We start from the raw sequence: 19,027 nt of genomic DNA, 5'->3' as shown, positions 1-19,027 counted from the left end.
ACCCGGAGCGCGGGACCCCTACGCCGTGCGTCTTCCCCCCGCCCCCGAGGCCGCATGGTGCGCTACGCCCTCGCCATCTTCACCAGCGCCTTCCTGCTCTTCGGCGTCCAGCCGCTGGCGGGCCGCTACGCCCTGCCTTGGTACGGCGGCACGCCCGCGGTGTGGACCGCGTGCATGCTGTTCTTCCAGGCCGTGCTGCTCGCGGGCTACGCCTACGCGCACGCGGTGGCCTCCCGGCTGCGCCCGCGCGCCCAGGCCGCCCTGCACCTGAGCCTGCTGGTGGTGGCGTTGGCGGCGCTCGCGGCGCGGGCCTCGTGGACGGGCTCGCCGCTGGCGCCAGGGGACGGCTGGCGCCCCGTGGACGACCACCTGCCCGTGCTCCGGTTGATGCGGATGCTGGCCGCCACGCTGGGCCTGCCCTTCTTCGTGCTCAGCACCACCGGCCCGCTGCTCCAGTCGTGGTTCGCGCGCGCGCGGCCGGAGCGCTCGCCGTACGTGCTCTACGCGCTCTCCAACGCGGGCTCGCTGCTGGCGCTGCTGGGCTACCCGTTCCTCGTGGAGCCCTGGGTGGGCCGGAGCGCGCAGGCGTGGGGCTGGGCCGTGGGCTTCGTCCTCTTCGTCCTCTGTGTCCTCGCCTGCGCCCGGGACCTGCTGCGCCGCGCCCCCGCGACAACCCCCCCCGAGCCCTCCACGAGCCCGAGCACGGAGGCCCGCTCCGAGGCCTCCACCGCCTCGGCGCGTCCGGGCATGGGGCCCACGCTGACCTGGCTGGCGCTGAGCACGTGCGCGTCGGTGCTGCTGCTGGCCACGACGAACAAGCTCTCCCAGGACGTGGCGGCGGGCCCCTTCCTGTGGGTGATGCCGCTGGCGGTGTACCTGGTCACCTTCATCCTGGCCTTCTCGCGCGAGTCCTTCTACGCGCGCACGCCGTACTCGGTGGGGCTCATCGCCTCCGTGGTGCTGGTGACGTACGCGCACAAGGAGGGCCCCGCGCTGGGCCTGGGGTGGCAGGTGCTCTTCCACGCGTCCGCGCTCTTCACGGGCGCCATGGTGTGCCACGGCGAGCTGTACCGGCGCCGCCCGGCTCCGCGTTACCTGAGCGCCTTCTACCTCTGGGTGTCCGTGGGCGGCGTGCTGGGCGGCGTGTTCGTCAACCTGGTCGCGCCCGCTGTCTTCACCACCTACTGGGAGCACCCGCTGGCGCTGGCCGCGTGCTGCGCGGTGGCCTTCGCGGGGCTGATGCGCAGGCCGAAGGAGGAGACGGCGGTGGCGCGCACGCAGCGCCTCTTCCGCGGGGCGCTGCTGGTGGGCGTGGCGGTGCACCTGCCGGTGCTCGTCCTCACGGACCTGGATCGCGTGCGCTTCGCCGGGCGCAACTTCTTCGGTGTGGTGCGCGTGCTGGAGCTGTCCGCGAACGACCCCCAGCAGCACCAGTACGTCCTGCGCCACGGCGCCATCACCCACGGCTGGCAGTACATCCGCCCGGAGCGCCGGAACCTCCCCACGGCGTACTACACGAAGGACGCCGGCCTGGGGCTCGCGCTCGCGGAGCAGCGCCGGTTGCGTCAGGCCCAGGGGCTGCCCACCGGCTTGCGCGTGGGCATGCTGGGGCTGGGCGTGGGCAACAGCGCCACGCTCATGGCCGCCGGGGACGACGTGCGCTTCTATGAAATCAACCCCGACATCATCGACCTCGCCAAGGGACAGGGCGGCTTCTTCAGCACGCTGACGGACACGCCCGCGCACGTGGAGGTCGTGGAAGGCGACGCGCGCATCTCCCTGGAGAAGGAGCTGGAGCAGGGCTCGCGCCAGTTCGACGTGCTGGCGCTGGACGTCTTCAGCTCGGATGCCATCCCGGTGCACCTGCTGACGAAGGAGGCGGTGGCGCTCTACCTCCAGCACCTGGCGCCGCACGGCTTGCTGGCGATGCACATCAGCAACCAGCACCTGGACCTGGTGCCCATCAGCCTGGCGCACGCGGGGGCCGCCGGCCTGACCGCGGCGCTCGTCGCGCGGGACAGCGACGGCGACGCGGTGGCCAGCTCGTGGATGCTGCTGAGCCCGGACAAGGAGTTCTTCGGGGGTGCCACCTTCAGCAAGACCCGGGCGCGCGTGCGCCGGCTGGTGCTGCGCGGCGAGCCGGAATACGTCTGGACGGATGAGCGCAGCAGCGTGCTCCAGGCGCTGCGCCCCAGGGCCCAGGGCCCTGCCGGGGCCAATCCGAACGTCATGGACGCGCCCGCGCGGGCCCAGGTCCAGCCCACGCAGCCCGTGGTCCAGCCCGCGTCGCCCTAGCGGTCCGGCGCGGTGGGGGACGGCGCGGGCTTGACGGTCAGCCGCGCGTCCAGCGCTGCCAGGACGCTCAGCACCGTGCACGGCAGCACCAGCGTCACGGCCCCGTGGCGCAGGAACAGGAAGGGGCCCAGCGTGCAGCCCGCGAGGAACGCCAGCACCAGGCCCAGGTGCAGCCGCGTGCGCTCGAACTCCACGGCGGAGGGCAGGTGCCGCACGCGCTGCCACAGCCCTGTCGCGCTTCCTCCGCGAACCCCGTCGCGCACCCACGCCAGCATCTGCACCAGCTGGATGCCGATGTCCGTGAGCATCCCCGTCACGTGCGTGGTGCGCACCACCGCGCCGGACACCCGCGTGACGAGCGCGTTCTGCAGCCCCATGGCGAAGGCGAAGCCCCAGAGCAGCTCCGGCGCGCGCGTGTCCGGCATGGACGCCAGACCCACGCCCACGCCGCTCAGCACGAGCAGCTCCACCAGCAGCGCGGCCACGTGACGGCCCCGCGTGCGGTGCCGAGAGGCATCCAGGAGCGCCGTGGCGCAGAAGGCCCCGGCGACGAACAGCCCCATCAGCTGCGCGGGCAGCCGCGCCGTGTCCCAGCGGCCCTGGGCCAGGGACTCGCCCAGCGTGGCCATGTTCCCGGACATGTGGGACGTGTGCGCGCCCAGCGCCACGAACCCCATGGCGTTGACCGCGCCGGCCACGGAGGCCAGCAGCACGGCGAGGCGGGAGTAGGCACGGCGGGACTGGGGCGACGACTGGGCACTGAACATGATGGGCGGGACTGGGACGACGGCTAGCCTGGCGGCCAGTGCAGGGTGCGGCCCGCGAGCAGGTGCAGGTGGATGTGGAACACCGTCTGGCCCGCGTCGCGCTGGGTGTTCATCACCACGCGGTAGCCCGTGTCCGCGTGGCCCCGCTCGCGCGCGACCTTCGCCGCGGCCATGGAGAGGCTGCCCACCAGCTCCCGGTCCTCGGCCGTGATGTCATTCACCGTGGCGATGTGCTTGCGCGGGATGAACAGCACGTGGGTGGGGGCCTGGGGGTTGATGTCCTCGAAGGCCAGGCAGTGCTCGTCCTGGTGGACGATCTTCGCCGGGATGAGGCCATCGCGAATCTTGCAGAAGAGGCAGTCGGATTCGGGCATGGCCTTGGCTTACCAACCCGCGGGTGGAGCCGGAAGGGTCTTCCGCGTCCCAACTGTCCCGCTCAGGGCAGTCGCCACGAATATCCGGGGTCCGGCGTGCAGTCCGCCACGGGCAGCTTCACCAGCGCCAGGGGGCCGTCCTGGACCAGCAGCGTGCCCGCGCCCTCGAAGCCCGCCCGGGTGATGACGTGGCTGAACCGGCGGGAGTCCCGCCCGGGGCCGTTGTGGGGATACAGCGGCACCTTCCGGTGGAAGTAGCTGTAGCCCCCCGTCCACGCCAGGTGCACCGCCTCCACCTTGAGGCCGCACACGTCGTCGCGCCGGCCCGCCGCCTCCAGCAGCCGGTTGACCGTGCCCTGGTCATCCCAGGCGCTGTCCTTGGGGCGCACGCGTTCGTACTGGCCCACGTCCCCGAAGGTGAGCGCCCCCGCGCCCGCGCCGGACAACAGCGCCCCCGCCACCACCGCCACCGTGGCGGTGGCCCTCGCCGGAGCGCCGCGCAGCACCCGCAGGATGGAGTCCAGCCCCACGCCCGCGAGCGCCGCGAACAGGGGCAGCACCGGCACCAGGAAGCGCAGCTCCTTGTGCGGCTGGTTCGCGTGCAGGAGGAAGAACGCCGCGGCCAGGAAGGACAGCCCCCACGCCCGGGGTACGGCCAGCACGGCCAGCGCGGCCGTGAAGACGGTCAGCACCGGCATCGCCGTGCGCAGGATGCGCGGGTAGTACTCGAAGGGCTCCGTGCCCCACTGGGCCGCCTTGCCCTGCACCACGTTGAAGTCCAGGTAGACGATGGCGGAGTGGAACCACCGTCCCCAGGTGAGCTTGTCCAGGAGTCCAAAGGCCAGCGCCCACCCGGACAGCACCGCCAGCGCCACGCCCGCCTGACGCCACTGGCGCCGGCAGAGGAGCACCGCCAGCAGGCCCACGCAGAAGACGCCGTTCTGAAGCCGCAGCAGCACCGCCAGCCCCAGCAGGGACGCCCCGGTGAGCAGCGAGCGCCGGGACGCGGCCTTCGGTAGCGCCAGGGCCAGGCCCAGCACCACCGGCAGCACGGACGCGTTCTCGCTCATGGCCCGGGGCGCGAAGTACAGCGGCACCGACGCCAGGGCGAACAGCGCGGCCCCGCCGGAGGCCGCCAGGGTGGAGGCCCCGGACGCTCGGGCAAGCCGCCACGTGGCCCACGCCGTCGCCGTGCCCACCAGCGCGAAGAAGCCCTTCACCAGCCCCAGGTAGCCCGCCGGGTCCGTCAGCCCCACCAGCCGCCCCAGCCCCAGCACCCCCGCCACCAGCGCGGGCAGGGCCCAGTTCCGGGCGCCCTGGACGAACTCCCAGGCGACCAGGCCGTAGCCGTAGACCAGGCGGTGGGCCGGCTCCAGGCTCTGGTAGACCTCGTCCGGCCAGTAGATGCCGTCGTCGTGGAGCGCCCAGTACAGGCGGAAGGCCGCGCCCAGGACGAGCACGCCCCCCAGCAGGAAGAGGCCCAGCCGGCGCTCGAAGGGGGCTTCGGCGCTTGCCCCCGCGGGCGCATCCGTTGGGACACCGACCAGCGCTCCGGGCCGGGGGTTGGTGGCTGTAGGGGAGGCGGGGGGGACGGCGGACACGGTGCGGTTCACCTCCGGAGGCCGGTGGGTGATATCCAGGTCCCGACGATGAAATCCATTCGCATCTCCCAGCTCCTCGAGGACCAGGGCCACGACCTGCGGCTGACCCTGATGGCGGGCACCCAGGGGCTGGCGCGCACGGTGGACTCCTCGCGCATCCAGAAGCCGGGCCTGGCGCTGGCGGGCTTCACCGAGCACCTCCACCCGCACCGCGTCCAGGTCTTCGGCAACACCGAAATCTCCTACCTGGCCACCCTGGCGGAGGACGCGCAGCACGCCTCGCTGGCCAAGCTCTTCAGCGAAGAGGACCTGGCGTGCGTGGTGGTCACCAAGGCGCTGGACGTGCCGCGCGCGCTAGTGGACGCCTGCGAGGCCGCGGGCCTGTCGCTGATGAAGACGCCGCTGCTCTCCAGCGAGTTCATCCAGCGGGTGCAGAACTTCCTGGAGGACGCGCTCACGGAGTCCAGCAGCCTGCACGGCGTGCTGATGGACGTCTTCGGCGTGGGCATCCTGCTCCTGGGCAAGAGCGGCATCGGCAAGAGTGAAATCGCCCTGGACCTGGTGATGCGGGGCCACCGGCTGGTGGCGGACGACATCGTGGATGTCACCCGGCGCAAGGGGGCCGTCTACGGCGCGGGCAATCCGGTCATCAAGCACCACATGGAGATTCGCGGACTGGGCATCATCAACATCAAGGACCTCTTCGGAGTGTCCGCCGTCCGGGAACAGAAGAAGATTGAGCTTGTGATTGAGCTGCAGGAATGGGATCCGCACCAGGAGTACGACCGACTGGGCGTGGAGGACAAGCACCTGCAGATTGTTGGCGTGGACATCCCCCTGTCGGTCGTCCCCGTGCGTCCTGGACGCAACATGGCCACCATTGTGGAGGTGGCCGCGCGCAACCAGTTGTTGAAGCTTCAGGGCCACCATTCGGCGCGAGAGTTCGCCGAACGACTCAATCGAGCCATCGCCCAGGGGGCGATGCGCCGCACCTTGGGAGAAGAGGTCGAGTGACCGCCCCCGCGAAGCAGATCATCGTCATCACCGGCATGTCAGGTTCCGGTAAGTCCACGGCCATCCGCGCGCTGGAGGACGCCGGCTTCTTCTGCATCGACAACCTGCCGGTGCTCCTCCTGCCCAAGCTCACGGAGCTGGCGGGGGGCGGCAACATCGAGCGCATGGCGCTGGTCATCGACGCGCGCGAAGGCGTCTTCCTCAAGGACGCGCCCCGCGTGCTCGCGGACGTGCGCCGCGCGGGCCACCAGGTGGACGTGCTCTTCCTGGACGCCAGCGACGACAGCCTCATGCGCCGCTTCAGCGAGACGCGCCGCCGTCACCCGCTGGCCCCGGACGGCACGGTGGCGGAGGGCATCCACGCGGAGCGCGAGGCGCTGAAGGACCTGCGGGAGATGGCGGACCAGGTCATCGACTCGTCGGCGCTCAACGTGCACGACCTGAAGCGCATGGTGCAGGGGCGCTTCAGCCCGGAGCCCACGACGGGGCCCAGCCTGTCCATCATGTCCTTCGGCTACCGGTACGGGGTGCCGCCGCAGGCGGACCTGGTGTTCGACGTGCGCTTCCTGCCGAACCCGTACTTCGTGCCGGAGCTCAAGGGGCTCACGGGCAAGAACCCGAAGGTGTCCGGGTACGTGCTGGAGCGCGAGGAGACGCAGCAGTTCCTGGAGAAGGTCGTGGACCTCTGCCGGTTCCTGTTCCCCCGCTACCAGAAGGAGGGCAAGGCGTACCTCACGGTGGCGCTGGGGTGCACGGGCGGCAAGCACCGCTCGGTGGCGCTGGCGGCGGAGATGGTGCGCCGGCTGTCCGCGGACTACGGCCGCGTGCAGCTGTGGGACCGGGACATCGAGAAGGAGTAGGGCGCTGGAACGTCCTTGCGGACCCCCGGCTTTCAGTGCCGGGTGTCCGTGACGGGCGTGAAGCAGGCGCCGGTGATGCCCTCCTTCTCCAGGGCCTCCTTCACGGCCTCGGAGACGACGAGGGTGACGGGCCAACCCCAGGGGCGGAACACGCGGGCGCGGCCCACCTGGTCGGGGTCGATGCGCAGGCCTCGGACGGAGCGGTACTGGCCCACGCGCGAGGGGACGCCGTCGCCGGGGCCATAGTGGTGGACCTCCAGGCAGGCGGCTTCGTCCACGCAGCGGATGAGGCGCGTGGCGACGACGAGGAAGTACGGCTCCATCTGTCCCTCGATGTGCACGGGGATGAGCTGCACGTCCTCCGGCGCCAGGCGCGCGAGCACGGCGGCGACGCGCGGGTGCACCACGGGGGTGAGGCTGGCGCCGGCGAGGCTGAAGTCCAGCGGGGCGGCCTTCAGCTCATTGGAGATGTGGAGGGGGCCGGGCGGGTTCACGGGGCGCCCGGCGGTGAACATCCACATGTCGCCCACCTCCTTGTCTTCCGGGTCCAGCGGGTCGCCGGGTTCCCAGCGGCCGGGGGCGCGGAAGTCGTCGTGCAGGTCGTAGAAGCGCGGGGGGGGGACGCCGGCGCGGCTGGACGTCTTGCGGTTGCTGACGTGCGGAGCGGCCCCGTGCGCGACGATGCGGACGGCCGGGCGGCGTGGGCGGCTGGTGCGGACCGGAGGCGAGGACTCCTCCGAGACCGACGCGCGCGAGCGCCGGGGCGTGGCGACGGTGGGGTCGGTACCGTCGGGCAGGCTCTGCCGGTTCGGGGGGCTGCTTTCGGAGGGGCGGAGCCACAGCCGTCGCAGCGCGTTGGTAAGACGCCGGAACATCAAGCGATGTTACCCAAGCGCCTGCTGGAGGGGAGCCCCTCAGTGGGGCTTCCTCGCTTGTTCTCAAGGCAGGCCGACGGCCGTACCGGTTTCCCAGGAGGAAGGGGCTTCCCGGGGACCGTCTCCACCGTGGTCGGGCCGCCAGGGGCCATGCCATGGTCCGCGCACATGCCGACTCCGAGCCCGAAGTCCGAAGCCCCCGCCGCGCCGGAAGCCGTGTTCGCCAGCCTGCTCCAGAAGATGGGGGAAGCGGGCCAGGCGCCATCCGGAGCGGCCGCCTCCCCGAGGACGCCGGAAGCATTGGCGGCGGCCCTCTTCGACGTGGCGGGCAGGACAGGCGCGGCGATGTTCTCCGTCTGGGCTGCGGACGACACGGACAGCGTCGCGGAGGAGGACGAAGACGACGGCGGCGAAGCCCGAGCGGAGACGGGTGGCCGGGTGATCAACGCGGGCATCACGCTGTTCTTCATCGCGAAGGACACGCCGGGCACGGTGGGCTTGCTGGGCGCGGAGCGGGTGCCGGTGCGTCAGCCCATGGCGTACGAACTGTATCGGCCGCTGGGAAAGGCGCTGGCGGCGCACGCGAAGCGGGGCGCGGATCCGGTGATGCCCGCCCGGGGCCATGTGTCCTTCCCGGCGGGCGCGGCGGATCCGGACATCGAGTTCCGAGTGTCCTTCCGCGAAGACGAACTGGGCACGTGGACCACGGTGCTGGCGAGGGACAAAGAGACGCGCAAGGCGTACCCGAGCATCTCCAGCCTCCCGCTCTCCGCAGAAGCGGCGGAGTTCCTCAAGGGGCTCTTCAACCGCCTGGACAAGACGCTGTTCAACGGCCAGCTGGTGCTGCTCACGGGAGCATCCAACACGGGCCGCAGCACGACCCTGCGGGCGGTGATGGATGCGCTGCCCGACAACGTGCACGCGCTCGCGGCCGTGGAGGAGCCGAAGGGAGGGCCGGGAGGCGCCATTGGCGTCGTGAAGGTGAGCGCTGAGTTGAAGCTGGTGCAGGCGCTGCGTTCGTTCCTACGGCAGGACCCGGACCTCGTCTGCGCGGACGAGGTGCGCACGCTGGAGGACATGCAGATGCTCTGCACCGCGGCGCAAACAGGACACGCCACGATCGCCGTCCTGGAGGCGAAGACCCCCGAGGAGGGCTACGCGTGGCTGACGGAAGCCATGCCGGGGATTCCCACCCCTGCGCTCATCGTGCATCACACGCGCGACGCGGCGACGGGCGCCCTCGCGATGACGCTCCACGAGACGAAGCTCACGGAGGACGGCAACACGCTGCACGTCGTCCCGTGGGCGCCGCGCGGGTGAGGCGGGTTGGGACCGCGCCATGCCAATGCCGACGCACAAAGTGGGGATCGTGGTTGATCAGGGCTTCGGAGACCGGGTGGCTGAGCTGGCTCGCGTCTTTCACGTGTGGGTCGTTGAATCGCGAGAGAACACTCCAGTCATCCAAAGCGTTTGGAAGAGCGGCTTGGCGGATGCGGCAGCCGATCCTCTTGCGGTGGGCGTCACGTCATTCGCCGCTCTCGAGGGAGAATCTCCCGAGGCGATGTGTGCCAGGATCGCCGGTGATGTGAACGAGCATCATGGTGAGCTCGCACATGACCCCCCGTGGTCCGAAATCGAGGTCTTCGGGGTCAAGCTGACTTCAACCTTGCGGCACGTCTTCGAGGAACTCGAAGCAACGGCCTGTACTCCCACTCAGGAGGGGTTCGTCTGCCGGCGCCTGAGCGCCAGGACATAATTCTGATCAGGGCTGCCGAATCGCGGTCAGCTGACGCATTCCCCAGCGCAACGGGACGCTGCCATCCGAGCGTCGCAGTGGTTCCAGGGCCTGGAGGAACGAGGCGTTGAGCGACGCCTGGGCCGCCGGGGACAGACGGTCCGCGTCGTATGTCGTGAGCAGCGACTCCCAGACCTCGCTCGGTGATCCATCACCCTGCACGGAGAGGGATTGCACCGTGACGTCCGCGAAGCCCTCGGCGAAGAGTTCTCGCAACCCATCGCTGGATCGGACCCTCGGATCGCCCAGCCGCGTGGGAGGAACCGCCACCGCGCTCTTCATGAGTCCGGCGAACACCTCCAGCGCGTTGCCCGGCACCAGGTCTCCACCCACGACGATGGACACCCATCCGCCCGGCTTCAGCACGCGCCGCAGCTCCGCGAGCACGGTCTCCACGTCGTCCATCAGCATGAGCGCCAGGTGGCTCAACACGACATCGACACTGGCATCCCCGAACGGAAGCGACTGCGCGCGTCCCTGGAACAGGGTCGCGGCGCCGTTCAACCGCGCCCGTGCCGCGACAAGCTCGTGCTCGCTCATGTCGAGCCCCATCAGGGACAGCCCGGACTGATTCCTCTGTGCAAGCAACTCCAGGAGGTAGCCATCCCCACAAGCCAGGTCGAGCACCGTCAGGGGCCGTGCATCGCGAGGCACGACCGCCTCCAGCAGCGCATAGGTTGAAGGCGCCGTCTCCCCATCCCGCTGCACGGGCGCATGCCCGAACCATCGCGACGTCACGCCCGCGAGGCGCGCATGGAAGTCCAGCAGGTACGATTCGGAAGGGGAGGGCATGAGGGCACCTTCAGCGCCGGGGCTTCTTCTGCCCAGCGTTCGTGGCTTCAGCATTGAGCGCCAGCACGGAGTACAGGTTCATCGTGTAGACGCTGTTCTCCGGCTCCAGGTCCGAGGCCATCTTGAAGAACGCACTGGCGCGTTCGTAATCACGCTGGTGGTTCAGGAGGATCATCCCCATGCGGTTGTAGAGCGGCGCGGGCTTCGGCAAGAGCCCGATGCTGCGCTCCAGCAGGTCCAGCGCCTCCGCCATCTTCCCCGCCTGCTCCAGCCGCACGACACGCTGGAGCACCTCTTCCTGCGCGTCCTCCTTCCTGGCCACCGGAGCCGGCGCCACGGAATGAGGCTTCGCCGCCAGCGCGGCTGCCAGCGAGACCGAAGGCATCGGCGCCTGCCGCGGAGCCTGGGCACGAGCCGCTGGAGCCGCTGGAGCCGCCGCCACCTTCGCTGCCGCAGCCGGAGGCACGGTCTTCGGCTCGCGCGAGAACGCGGGCACGCCATCCCCCGTGAACGCCACCTCCGCCGACGCAAGCGTGCCCACCAGCTTCGTCACGCCGCGCTCCGACAGCGACTCGAACACAGCGCGCAGCTCCAGCTCCGTCACCTGGGTGATCATCGCCATGTCCGCCAGCGCCGTGCGCCCGTCCACGAACGACAGCACGTACGCCTCGAACGGGCTCAGCGGCCGGTTCACCAGGTCCAGGCTCGCGACGATGACCGGCCGCACCGGAGGCCCCTTCGTCTTCGGCTGGGCCTGCGCCTGGAACGTCACCACCCGCGTCGCCTCCTGCTGCGGCGGACGGGGCACTCCGCGCGCTCCCGTCTGCTCCGGCCTCGTGAGCAGCGCGCGCACCAGCGACACGTTGTCCCGGGGCGGCAGGTCCTCCACGCTCCTCACCAGCAACAGCTCACAGCGCGCGCACTGGAAATCCCCTGGCTTGCACGACGCGCCACAGTGCGGACACGCCAGGTCCTCCGGCGGGTGCTCGAAGGCGTGCGCGTCCGCGTAGTAGTGCTTACGGATGGCCGCGCGGATGGACCTGCGCACCGCCACGAACGGCAGCACCTGCGCCACGCCCACCGTCTTGGCGATCTCCTCCAACGCCCGCTGCCGCTGTGGCTCGGAGATGGCCACGTACAGCGCGTCCTGCACCAACCGCAGCGGCATGAAGTCGAAGCCCTCCGCCAGCCGCACCGGCACCCGCTCCAACAGCGCCGCGTCCACCTTCGCCTGCGCCAGCTTCTCCGTGGACACGAAGCGCGTCTTCAACTCCTGCGCCAACAGCCGCAACACCGGCGTCTCGTCCACGCCCAGCCGCACCAGGCACTCGCCCAGCTTCAGCCCCGTCTCCTTCTGCCGCGCGAGCGCCCGGGACAACACCTCCGGCGTCAGCACTCCATCCAGGACCAACTGCTCCCCGAGCTTGCGCGTCATACCCCCGATTCAAGGACGCCCGGGCCCACCCCGTCCACCGGCATCCACGCCACCTACACCGCTTTCCCGCACGTCCTGTTGCGAATGTGTATTAACAACACTAAGATGGTGTCCAGGTTACACAAACCAAACGCAGCAGGTGAGGGGGATGCGCGGATGTTCTTCGGGTACATGAAGTCGACGCCGACCACGTACGTGATGCAGTACCGGGACGGCGAGGTGGTCCGCGAGGGCGCGGGCCTGTCGTTCCTCTATTGGAAGCCGGCGACGACGCTGGTGGCGGTGCCCCTCTCGAGCGCGGACGTCCCGTTCGCCTTCAACGAGGTCACCCGCGACTTCCAGCCGGTGACGATTCAGGGGCAGCTGACATACCGGGTGGAGGACGCGCGGAGGCTGGCAGGGCTCTTGGACTACTCCATCACCCCGGCGGGGCGTCACCGCTCCGACGACCCGGAGAAGCTGTCGGACCGGCTGGTGCAGGCCGCGCAGGTGCGGGCCCGCGCGGTGGTGCAGTCCCTGAGCCTGCGCGAGGTGCTGGTGCAGTCCGACATGCTGGAGGCCCGGGTGCTCGCGGCGCTGGCGGAGGCGGAGTCCGTGAAGGCGCTGGGCGTGCACGTGATGGCCTTCTCCGTGCTCTCCATCCAGCCCACGCCGGAGATGGCGCGCGCGCTGGAAGCCGCCGCGCGCGAAGGGCTCCAGCGTGAAGCGGACGAGGCCATCTACGCCCGCCGCAACGCGGCCGTGGAGCAGGAGCGCCGCATCAAGGAGAGCGAGCTGGCCACGGAGCTGGTGGTGGAGGAGCGCCAGCGCCAGATTCGCGAGGCGAAGATGGCCGCGGACATCGCGGTGGAGGAGCAGCGCGCCGCCCTCATGGAGCGCTGGGTCCAGAACGAGCGCCAGTCCGCGGACGCGCGCGCGTACGCCCTGGAGAAGACGCTGGAGCCGGTGAAGAACGTGGATTGGAAGACGCTCCTGGCCACGTCCGCGAACGGCGCCGACCCCGCGCTCCACATCGCCCTGGCCTTCCGCGAGATGGGCGAGAACGCGCAGCGCATCGGCGAGCTCAACGTGTCGCCGGACCTGCTGCGCTCGCTCTTGCCCGCGGCCTCAGGCCCTCGCGGCAACAACCCCGGCCCCGCGCCCAAGCCCGGCCGCCCGGACGTCCACAACTTCGACCCCCGCGACCGCTGAAGTCCCGCGAAGGAGGCTCGCCATGTTCGAGAAGGTCGTCCTCGTCACGCGCAAGACGCGGCTGGCGGACCTGGTGGTCCGCTTCAACACCAAGAAGCAGGCGAAGTTCTACGTGGAGCACAACGGCCAGGACTTCAACGGGTTCGAGGCGGAGGACGACACCTACCGCCGCGCGGTGGACGCCCTCCGCTCGCAGCTGGACGTGGGCCTGCCGGTGCAGCAGGTGGACCGCTCGCTCGTGCCCACCTTCCTCTTCACCGGCAAGGAGGTGGTGGTGGCGGTGGGGCAGGACGGGCTCGTCGCCAACGTGGCCAAGTACGTGGGCAGCCAGCCGCTCGTGGGCATCAACCCGGACCCGGAGCGCTTCGACGGCGTGCTCCTTCCGTTCCTCCCTCGCGACGCCCGGGGCGCCGTGCAGCGGACCCTGGAGGGCCGCGCGAGGATGCGCCAGGTGCAGCTGGCGGAGGCACGGCTGCAGGACGGCCAGCGGCTGCTCGCCTTCAACGACCTGTTCATCGGCGCGCGCACGCACGTGTCCGCCCGCTACCAGGTCCGCTACGGCGGCAAGGAGGAGTCGCAGTCCTCCAGCGGGGTGCTCGTGTCCACGGGCGCGGGTTCCAGCGGGTGGCTGTCGTCCGTGTTCGCGCTCGCGCAGGGGCTCACCCGCTGCACGGGCGGCACGCCAGGGAAGCCCTGGACGCTCGGTTGGGAGGACGCGCGGCTCGCCTTCGTCGTGCGCGAGCCCTTCGTCAGCCGTCACTCCGGCGCGGACATCGTCGGCGGCTTCGTCACCGCCCAGGCGGAGCTGGTGCTCGAGTCCCGCATGCCCCAGGGCGGCGTCATCTTCAGCGACGGCATGGAGGAGGACTTCCTCACCTTCGGCGCCGGCGCCACCGCCCGCATCCGTCCCGCCGAGCAGAGGGCTCGCCTGGTCGTCCACTGAGACACCGCACCCGATGCGACAGGTCCCAAGAATCCGGTATGCCCCGAGTACCGTTGGACCTCGCGGGCCCTCCCGGGATTCCCAGGTGATACAGCCGCTCCCGCGCGACGGCACGGTCGCCTTCCTACCCACCGAGCGGGGGCGCCGGGCTCGTCCCGCGGGGCACGCACCGCGGGGCCGCACCGCGCATCTCCTAGAGCGTGGGGAGACCGCGCCCGGCTCCCCGTCCGGCAGACGACACCCTGTCCCTTCCCCGGACCTGAAATTCCAGGCATGGTGGGCGCAGTCGCCTTACCTTCGAAGCGAAGTCGTTGGGGAAGCGGTTCCCAGGTGCAGGCGGAATACTTCGCCGGAGTTGCGTCCGGTCGTTGATGGGCGTAGGACGCAAATTCTCCCGGGAAGTGGCTCAGGGGTGATCAATGGTCGGCCTCGTCATCGCATCGCACGGGCGTCTCGCGGATGAGCTTGTCTCAACCGCTGAACAGATCGTGGGCAAGCTGCCCGCCGTGGCTACTTGCAGCATCGAGCCGGGGGCCCCTGTCGAGGACCTCCGCGCCAAGATGAAGCAGGCGGTGAAGACCGTGGATGAAGGGGACGGTGTCATCATCATGGCCGACCTCTTCGGAGGTACCCCCTGTAAGGAATCGCTGATGATGTGTCAGCGGATGAATCTGGAAGTCCTGGCCGGCGTCAATCTGCCCATGCTGCTGAAGGCCAACTCGCTCCGTTCGGAGCAGATGGCCCTGTCGGACATGGCCAACCAGCTGGCGTCGTACGGCCAGCGCAACATCACCTGTGCGTCCGCCCTGCTTCGCGAGGCCCAGCAGCAGCCGCGAACTTGACGGACCCGTACGGGTCGGCGATTCGAGACTGCCGTGATCACCCTGGTCCGCGTCGACAACCGCCTCATCCATGGTCAGGTTGTCGAAGCCTGGCTCCCCCACCTCAAGGTGTCCCGAGTGGTGGTGGCGGACGATGAGGCGGCCTCCAGTCCACTCATCCGTGCCGCCATGGCGCTCGCCGTGCAGAGCGCCATCGAGGTGCTGATCCTCCCCCTGGCCCAGGTGGACTTCGCCGCCCTGTCCAAGGACGGCGTTCGCACCCTGGTGCTCCTGAGGGATGTCGCCTCCGTGCCCTTCGCCTTCCAGCACGGGCTGGTCATGGACCAGCTCAACCTGGGCAACGTGCACTTCGGCACCGGAAGGCGGCAGGTGTCGCCGTCCGTCTTCCTGGCGGAAGGGGAGCTGCAGGCCCTCCAGCAGCTGTCCGCGCAGGGCGTGCGCGTGGAGGCGCGCGCCGTGCCCGCGGAGAAGTCCGTGGACCTGCCGGACCTGACCGAGCGCTGGTCGAAGGCCGGGTGAGCCGGTGAACGTCGGCTGGACCCAGGTGGCGCTCGCGTGTCTCTGGGGGGGGCTGGTGGCCGTGGAGCGCAAGGCGTTCCTCCAGGCCATGCTGTCCCGGCCCCTGGTGGCCGCCACGTTCATGGGCGCCCTGCTGGGCGACGTGGGCGGGGGCCTGTCCGTTGGCATGCTGCTGGAGCTGTTCTACCTGGGCACCGCCAACCTGGGCGCCTCACTCCCTGAGAACGACACGCTCGCGGCCACCGGCACCGCCGCCGCCGCCGCCACCCTCACCGCCGCCACCGGCGCGGGCTCCACGCCGGCCATCTGGTCGCTGGCCGTGCTGCTCTTCATCGGGCTGGGGCGGGTGGGGCGTAGGCTGGACCGGCTGCTGGAGGGCTACTCCGCCCGGCTCGCGCGCGTGGCGCTGTCGTCCGCGGAGGCCGGCAACCTCAACCGCGCCATGCGGCAGAACCTGTGGGGCATGTGGCCGCACTTCGTGTCCTACGGCGCCATCACCGGCGTGTGCGCGCTGGCCGGCTACTTCCTGGAGCCGCTGATGGTGGCGCTGCCGCACGGGATGGTGCGGGGCCTGGCGTGGGCGTACCCGGCCATGGCGTCCGTGGCGGCGGCCATCGCCGCGCAGTCCAGCCACGCGAAGCGCGCGCCCCTGTACGCGGGCCTGGCCGCGGCGGCCGTCACCGCGGTGGTGGTGCTGGTGCAGCTGCAGGAGCAGCGGCCTTGAGCACGACGCCCACGCCCGTGCCTTCCGCGCCCGCCGCCGCGCCGGCCTTCACGCCGCCCGTGCGGCTGTCCCGGGGCACGCTGCTGCGCGTGTTCCTGCGCTCGCTCTTCCTCCAGGCGTCGTGGAACCCCAAGGGCATGCAGAACCTGGGGCTCGCGTACGCCGTCTACCCGGCGCTGGCGAAGCTGTACCCACCGGGCCCGCTGCGCGAGGCGGCGGTGCGCCGGCACCTGGTCTTCTTCAACACGCACCCGTACGTGGCGGCGGCCATCGTGGGCGGCGTGGTGAACCACGAGCAGAAGATTGCCCGGGGGGAGGAGACGCCGGACCGGGTGGTGGGCTTCAAGGCGGCGCTGATGGGGCCGCTCGCGGCGCTGGGGGACGGGTTCTTCTGGCTGTCGCTCAAGCCCGCGGTGGGCGGGCTGTGCGCGGCCATGGTGCCGCTGTTGGGTGTCTGGGCGGTGGCGCTCTTCCTGGTGCTGTACAACGTGGTGCACCTGCTCTTGCGCATCCGGCTGTACTGGCTGGGCCTGAATCTGGGAGACCGGTTGGTGGAGGCCGTGGCGCGGGTGAACCTTCCCGCCAAGGGCGCCCGCTTGAGGGGCGTGGCGGCGGCGAGCGCCGGCGGCCTGGCCGCGTGGTTGGCGGTGAGCTTCGGGGCAACGGCGGGCGGGACCTGGGCGCCGTTCCTGGCGGTGGGGTGCCTGGCGGTGGGCGTGTTGGCGTACGTGCTCGTCAACCGGCGCGTCCCCACCTACGTGGTCCTCTACGTCGCGGCGGGATTGGCCTGCGCGGCGGGTGCCTTTCTGTGAGTACGAACAGTCGAGTGAAGCGGGAGTCGCACGATGGCCAGTGAAGCCGAGGGAACCTTCGAGATCATCAACGCGCTGGGGCTGCACGCCCGGGCCGCGGCGCAGATGGTCAAGGTGGCCAACCGCTTCAAGAGCGAGGTCTTCATCAAGGCCTCCGGACAGCGCGCCAACGCCAAGTCCATCATGGGCGTGCTGATGCTCGCGGCGGCCCAGGGCACCCAGGTGACCCTCACCTGCAAGGGCGAGGACGCCGAGGCCTGCTTGTCCGAATTGAAAAAGCTCATCGAGGACCGGTTTGGCGAAGCGCAGTAAGCGTCGAAAGGGGAGTTAGACTCCCCAAGAGGTCAGGAGAACCGTGAGCAGCCAGGCCACCCCTACACTCAGGCTGTCGGGCATCGGCGCCTCCCCGGGCGTGGCGGTGGGCCACGCCTTCATCCTGGACAGGAAGCGCATCCGCACGCCCAAGCTGCGCCTGGCGGACGCGGAGGTGGAACCCGAGCGGATGCGGATGAAGACCGCCATCGACCTGTCCGACCGCCAGCTGGCGGAGCTGAAGGACCAGATTACGCGCACGGAGGGCAGCGACCACGCCCTCATCCTGGAAGCGCACCGGCTGATGCTCCACGACCCCATGCTCGTGGATGAGGTGAACCGCCTCATCGTGGAGGACCGCATCAACGCGGAGTGGGCGGTGCGGCGCACGGCCCGCAAGATCAAGCACCTCTTCGACAACATCCCGGACGAGTACTTCCGCGAGCGCCGCTCGGACGTGGACTACGTGGCCGACCGCATCATCCGCAACCTGATGGGCCAGGTGGTGGATGAGGACGTGGAGGTGCCCGCGGAGGCCATTGTCGTCGCGCATGACCTGCCGCCCGCGGACGCTGCGATGATGGCTCGCAGCGGCCGCGTGGCGGGCTTCGTCACCGACCTGGGCGGACAAACGAGCCACACCGCCATCGTCGCCCGCGCGCGGGAGACGCCCGCGGTGGTGGGCGCGGGGCGCGCGAGCGAGCAGATTTCGCCGGGCGACCTGGTGGCCATGGATGGCACGCGCGGCGTGGTGCTGGTGAACCCCACGGAGGACCAGCTCGCGCTGTTCCGGGAGGAGCAGCGCCGCTACCTGGAGAGCGAGCAGCTGGCGCTGGCCACGAAGGACCAGCCCGCGGTGAGCACGGACGGCTTCCGCATCCGGCTCAACGGCAACATGGAGTTCCTGGAGGAGATCCCCTCGCTCCTGGCTCACGGCGCGGAGGGCATTGGCCTGTACCGCACGGAGTTCATGTTCCTGGACCGCAAGACGGCGCCCACGGAAGAGGAGCACTACCGCGCCTACAAGCAGGTGCTGGAAGCCATGGGCGGCCGTCCCGTCACCATCCGCACGCTGGACCTGGGCGGCGACAAGGTGCCGGGCAAGACGAAGCACGAGAAGGAACCCAACCCGGCCATGGGCCTGCGGGCCATCCGCTACTGCCTGTCCAACCGGGAGCTGTTCCGCGTCCAGCTGCGCGCCCTGCTGCGCGCGAGCGTGCACGGCAACCTGCGCCTCATGTTCCCGCTCATCTGCGGCGTGAGCGAACTGCGGGAGGCGCGCAGCGAGCTGGAGGCGTGCCGCACGGCGCTGGGGCGTGCGGGAGTGCCGGTGGGCAAGCGCTTCCCGGTGGGCATCATGGTGGAGACGCCCAGCGCGGCGACCATCGCGGACCGGCTGGCACAGGAAGCGGACTTCTTCTCCATCGGGACGAACGACCTCATCCAATACTCGCTGGCCATCGACCGCCAGAACCGCGAGGTCGCGTACCTCTACCGGCCGCTGCACCTGTCGGTGCTGCGCATGCTCCAGGGCATCGTGGACGCGGCGAAGGCCGCCAACATCCCCGTCTCCATGTGCGGCGAGATGGCGGGCGATCCGCTCTTCACCCTGGTGCTCCTGGCGCTGGGCTTCGACGAGCTGTCCATGACGTCCGGGCAGATTCCGGTGGTGAAGCGGATGATGCGCCGGGTGAGCCGGAGCGAAGCGGTGGAGATGCTCCAGGGCGCCATGGAGCTGACCACCGCCGAGGAGATCGAGCGCTTCGTGCGCACGGAGATGGACCGGCGCTTCGGCGGCGGCCAGGAAGGCCTGCTGCTGCCGCCGGCGCATGATCCTGAACCTGAGTCCGTGTAGGCCCTGCTCCCTTCGCATGAA

18 protein-coding genes are annotated in these 19,027 nt (G+C 70.4%); 12 read left to right on the top strand and 6 right to left on the bottom strand.

Annotated features, from left to right (window positions below; all coding sequences use genetic code 11):
* Positions 1–54: 54 nt before the first annotated feature.
* Positions 55–2,295 (top strand): spermidine synthase, encoded by a 2,241-nt coding sequence (locus GTZ93_RS20965; RefSeq protein WP_161662948.1) that lies wholly within the window; start codon positions 55–57, stop codon positions 2,293–2,295.
* On the opposite strand, the gene GTZ93_RS20960 is transcribed toward GTZ93_RS20965, so the two are convergent.
* The 3 genes from GTZ93_RS20960 to GTZ93_RS20950 all read right to left on the bottom strand — a co-directional run bounded on the left by GTZ93_RS20960 (position 2,292) and on the right by GTZ93_RS20950 (position 5,037).
* Positions 2,292–3,062, bottom strand: coding sequence for a YoaK family protein (locus GTZ93_RS20960; protein WP_139923735.1), 771 nt, complete (start codon positions 3,060–3,062; stop codon positions 2,292–2,294). The genes GTZ93_RS20965 and GTZ93_RS20960 overlap by 4 nt on opposite strands.
* Before the next feature lie 23 nt (positions 3,063–3,085).
* Complete coding sequence (locus tag GTZ93_RS20955; RefSeq protein WP_139923737.1) at positions 3,086–3,436, bottom strand: histidine triad nucleotide-binding protein; 351 nt, start codon at positions 3,434–3,436, stop codon at positions 3,086–3,088.
* Between the two features lie 62 nt (positions 3,437–3,498).
* Complete coding sequence (locus GTZ93_RS20950) at positions 3,499–5,037, bottom strand: glycosyltransferase family protein (RefSeq protein ID WP_161662947.1); 1,539 nt, start codon at positions 5,035–5,037, stop codon at positions 3,499–3,501.
* A 48-nt stretch (positions 5,038–5,085) separates the two neighbouring features.
* Here GTZ93_RS20950 and hprK point away from each other — a divergent pair, with 48 nt between their 5' ends.
* Both hprK and rapZ read left to right on the top strand, forming a co-directional pair.
* Complete coding sequence (gene hprK / locus GTZ93_RS20945) at positions 5,086–6,051, top strand: HPr(Ser) kinase/phosphatase (protein ID WP_120581488.1); 966 nt, start codon at positions 5,086–5,088, stop codon at positions 6,049–6,051.
* Positions 6,048–6,911: an RNase adapter RapZ gene (rapZ, locus tag GTZ93_RS20940; RefSeq protein WP_139924066.1), complete on the top strand. Its 864-nt coding sequence runs from the start codon at positions 6,048–6,050 to the stop codon at positions 6,909–6,911. Before hprK ends, rapZ begins: the two co-directional genes overlap by 4 nt.
* 32 nt (positions 6,912–6,943) lie before the next feature.
* Here the strand turns inward: rapZ and GTZ93_RS20935 are convergent, their stop codons facing one another.
* A complete protein-coding gene (locus tag GTZ93_RS20935) occupies positions 6,944–7,786 on the bottom strand; it encodes an imm11 family protein (protein WP_161662946.1) in 843 nt (280 codons plus the stop codon).
* A gap of 168 nt (positions 7,787–7,954) precedes the next feature.
* Here GTZ93_RS20935 and GTZ93_RS20930 point away from each other — a divergent pair, with 168 nt between their 5' ends.
* On the top strand, positions 7,955–9,106 hold the full coding sequence (locus GTZ93_RS20930; protein ID WP_139922908.1) for an ATPase, T2SS/T4P/T4SS family: 1,152 nt from the start codon (positions 7,955–7,957) through the stop codon (positions 9,104–9,106).
* A 442-nt stretch (positions 9,107–9,548) separates the two neighbouring features.
* On the opposite strand, the gene GTZ93_RS20925 is transcribed toward GTZ93_RS20930, so the two are convergent.
* Together GTZ93_RS20925 and GTZ93_RS20920 are read right to left on the bottom strand one after the other, a co-directional pair.
* Positions 9,549–10,373: a class I SAM-dependent methyltransferase gene (locus GTZ93_RS20925; RefSeq protein WP_139922905.1), complete on the bottom strand. Its 825-nt coding sequence runs from the start codon at positions 10,371–10,373 to the stop codon at positions 9,549–9,551.
* 10 nt (positions 10,374–10,383) lie between these two features.
* On the bottom strand, positions 10,384–11,808 hold the full coding sequence (locus GTZ93_RS20920) for a GspE/PulE/PilB domain-containing protein (protein WP_139922904.1): 1,425 nt from the start codon (positions 11,806–11,808) through the stop codon (positions 10,384–10,386).
* Between the two features lie 156 nt (positions 11,809–11,964).
* On the opposite strand from GTZ93_RS20920, the gene GTZ93_RS20915 reads away from it, so the two are divergent.
* From GTZ93_RS20915 to ptsP, 8 genes are all read left to right on the top strand, one after another.
* The gene (locus tag GTZ93_RS20915; RefSeq protein WP_139922902.1) at positions 11,965–12,999 is read left to right on the top strand and encodes an SPFH domain-containing protein; all 1,035 of its coding nucleotides are present in this window, start codon (positions 11,965–11,967) and stop codon (positions 12,997–12,999) included.
* Positions 13,000–13,021: 22 nt separating this feature from the next.
* Positions 13,022–13,942, top strand: coding sequence for a diacylglycerol kinase catalytic domain-containing protein (locus GTZ93_RS20910; RefSeq protein ID WP_139922900.1), 921 nt, complete (start codon positions 13,022–13,024; stop codon positions 13,940–13,942).
* A 419-nt stretch (positions 13,943–14,361) separates the two neighbouring features.
* Positions 14,362–14,784 (top strand): PTS sugar transporter subunit IIA, encoded by a 423-nt coding sequence (locus GTZ93_RS20905; protein WP_120580288.1) that lies wholly within the window; start codon positions 14,362–14,364, stop codon positions 14,782–14,784.
* Positions 14,785–14,817: 33 nt separating this feature from the next.
* On the top strand, positions 14,818–15,303 hold the full coding sequence (locus tag GTZ93_RS20900) for a PTS sugar transporter subunit IIB (protein ID WP_120561225.1): 486 nt from the start codon (positions 14,818–14,820) through the stop codon (positions 15,301–15,303).
* A gap of 4 nt (positions 15,304–15,307) precedes the next feature.
* On the top strand, positions 15,308–16,027 hold the full coding sequence (locus GTZ93_RS20895; RefSeq protein ID WP_161662945.1) for a PTS sugar transporter subunit IIC: 720 nt from the start codon (positions 15,308–15,310) through the stop codon (positions 16,025–16,027).
* A 17-nt stretch (positions 16,028–16,044) separates the two neighbouring features.
* Complete coding sequence (locus GTZ93_RS20890) at positions 16,045–16,839, top strand: PTS system mannose/fructose/sorbose family transporter subunit IID (RefSeq protein ID WP_390624902.1); 795 nt, start codon at positions 16,045–16,047, stop codon at positions 16,837–16,839.
* Between the two features lie 33 nt (positions 16,840–16,872).
* Positions 16,873–17,151: an HPr family phosphocarrier protein gene (locus GTZ93_RS20885; RefSeq protein ID WP_120561227.1), complete on the top strand. Its 279-nt coding sequence runs from the start codon at positions 16,873–16,875 to the stop codon at positions 17,149–17,151.
* 43 nt (positions 17,152–17,194) lie between these two features.
* Entirely contained in the window at positions 17,195–19,006 is a 1,812-nt protein-coding gene (ptsP, locus tag GTZ93_RS20880) for a phosphoenolpyruvate--protein phosphotransferase (protein ID WP_120579871.1), read from the top strand.
* Positions 19,007–19,027 lie beyond the last annotated feature (21 nt).

The sequence above is a fragment of the Corallococcus exiguus genome, from assembly GCF_009909105.1.
GTDB lineage: Bacteria > Myxococcota > Myxococcia > Myxococcales > Myxococcaceae > Corallococcus > Corallococcus exiguus.
The sequence above is the reverse complement of the archived record's forward strand: the minus strand, read 5'-3'. Positions and strand labels throughout refer to the sequence as shown.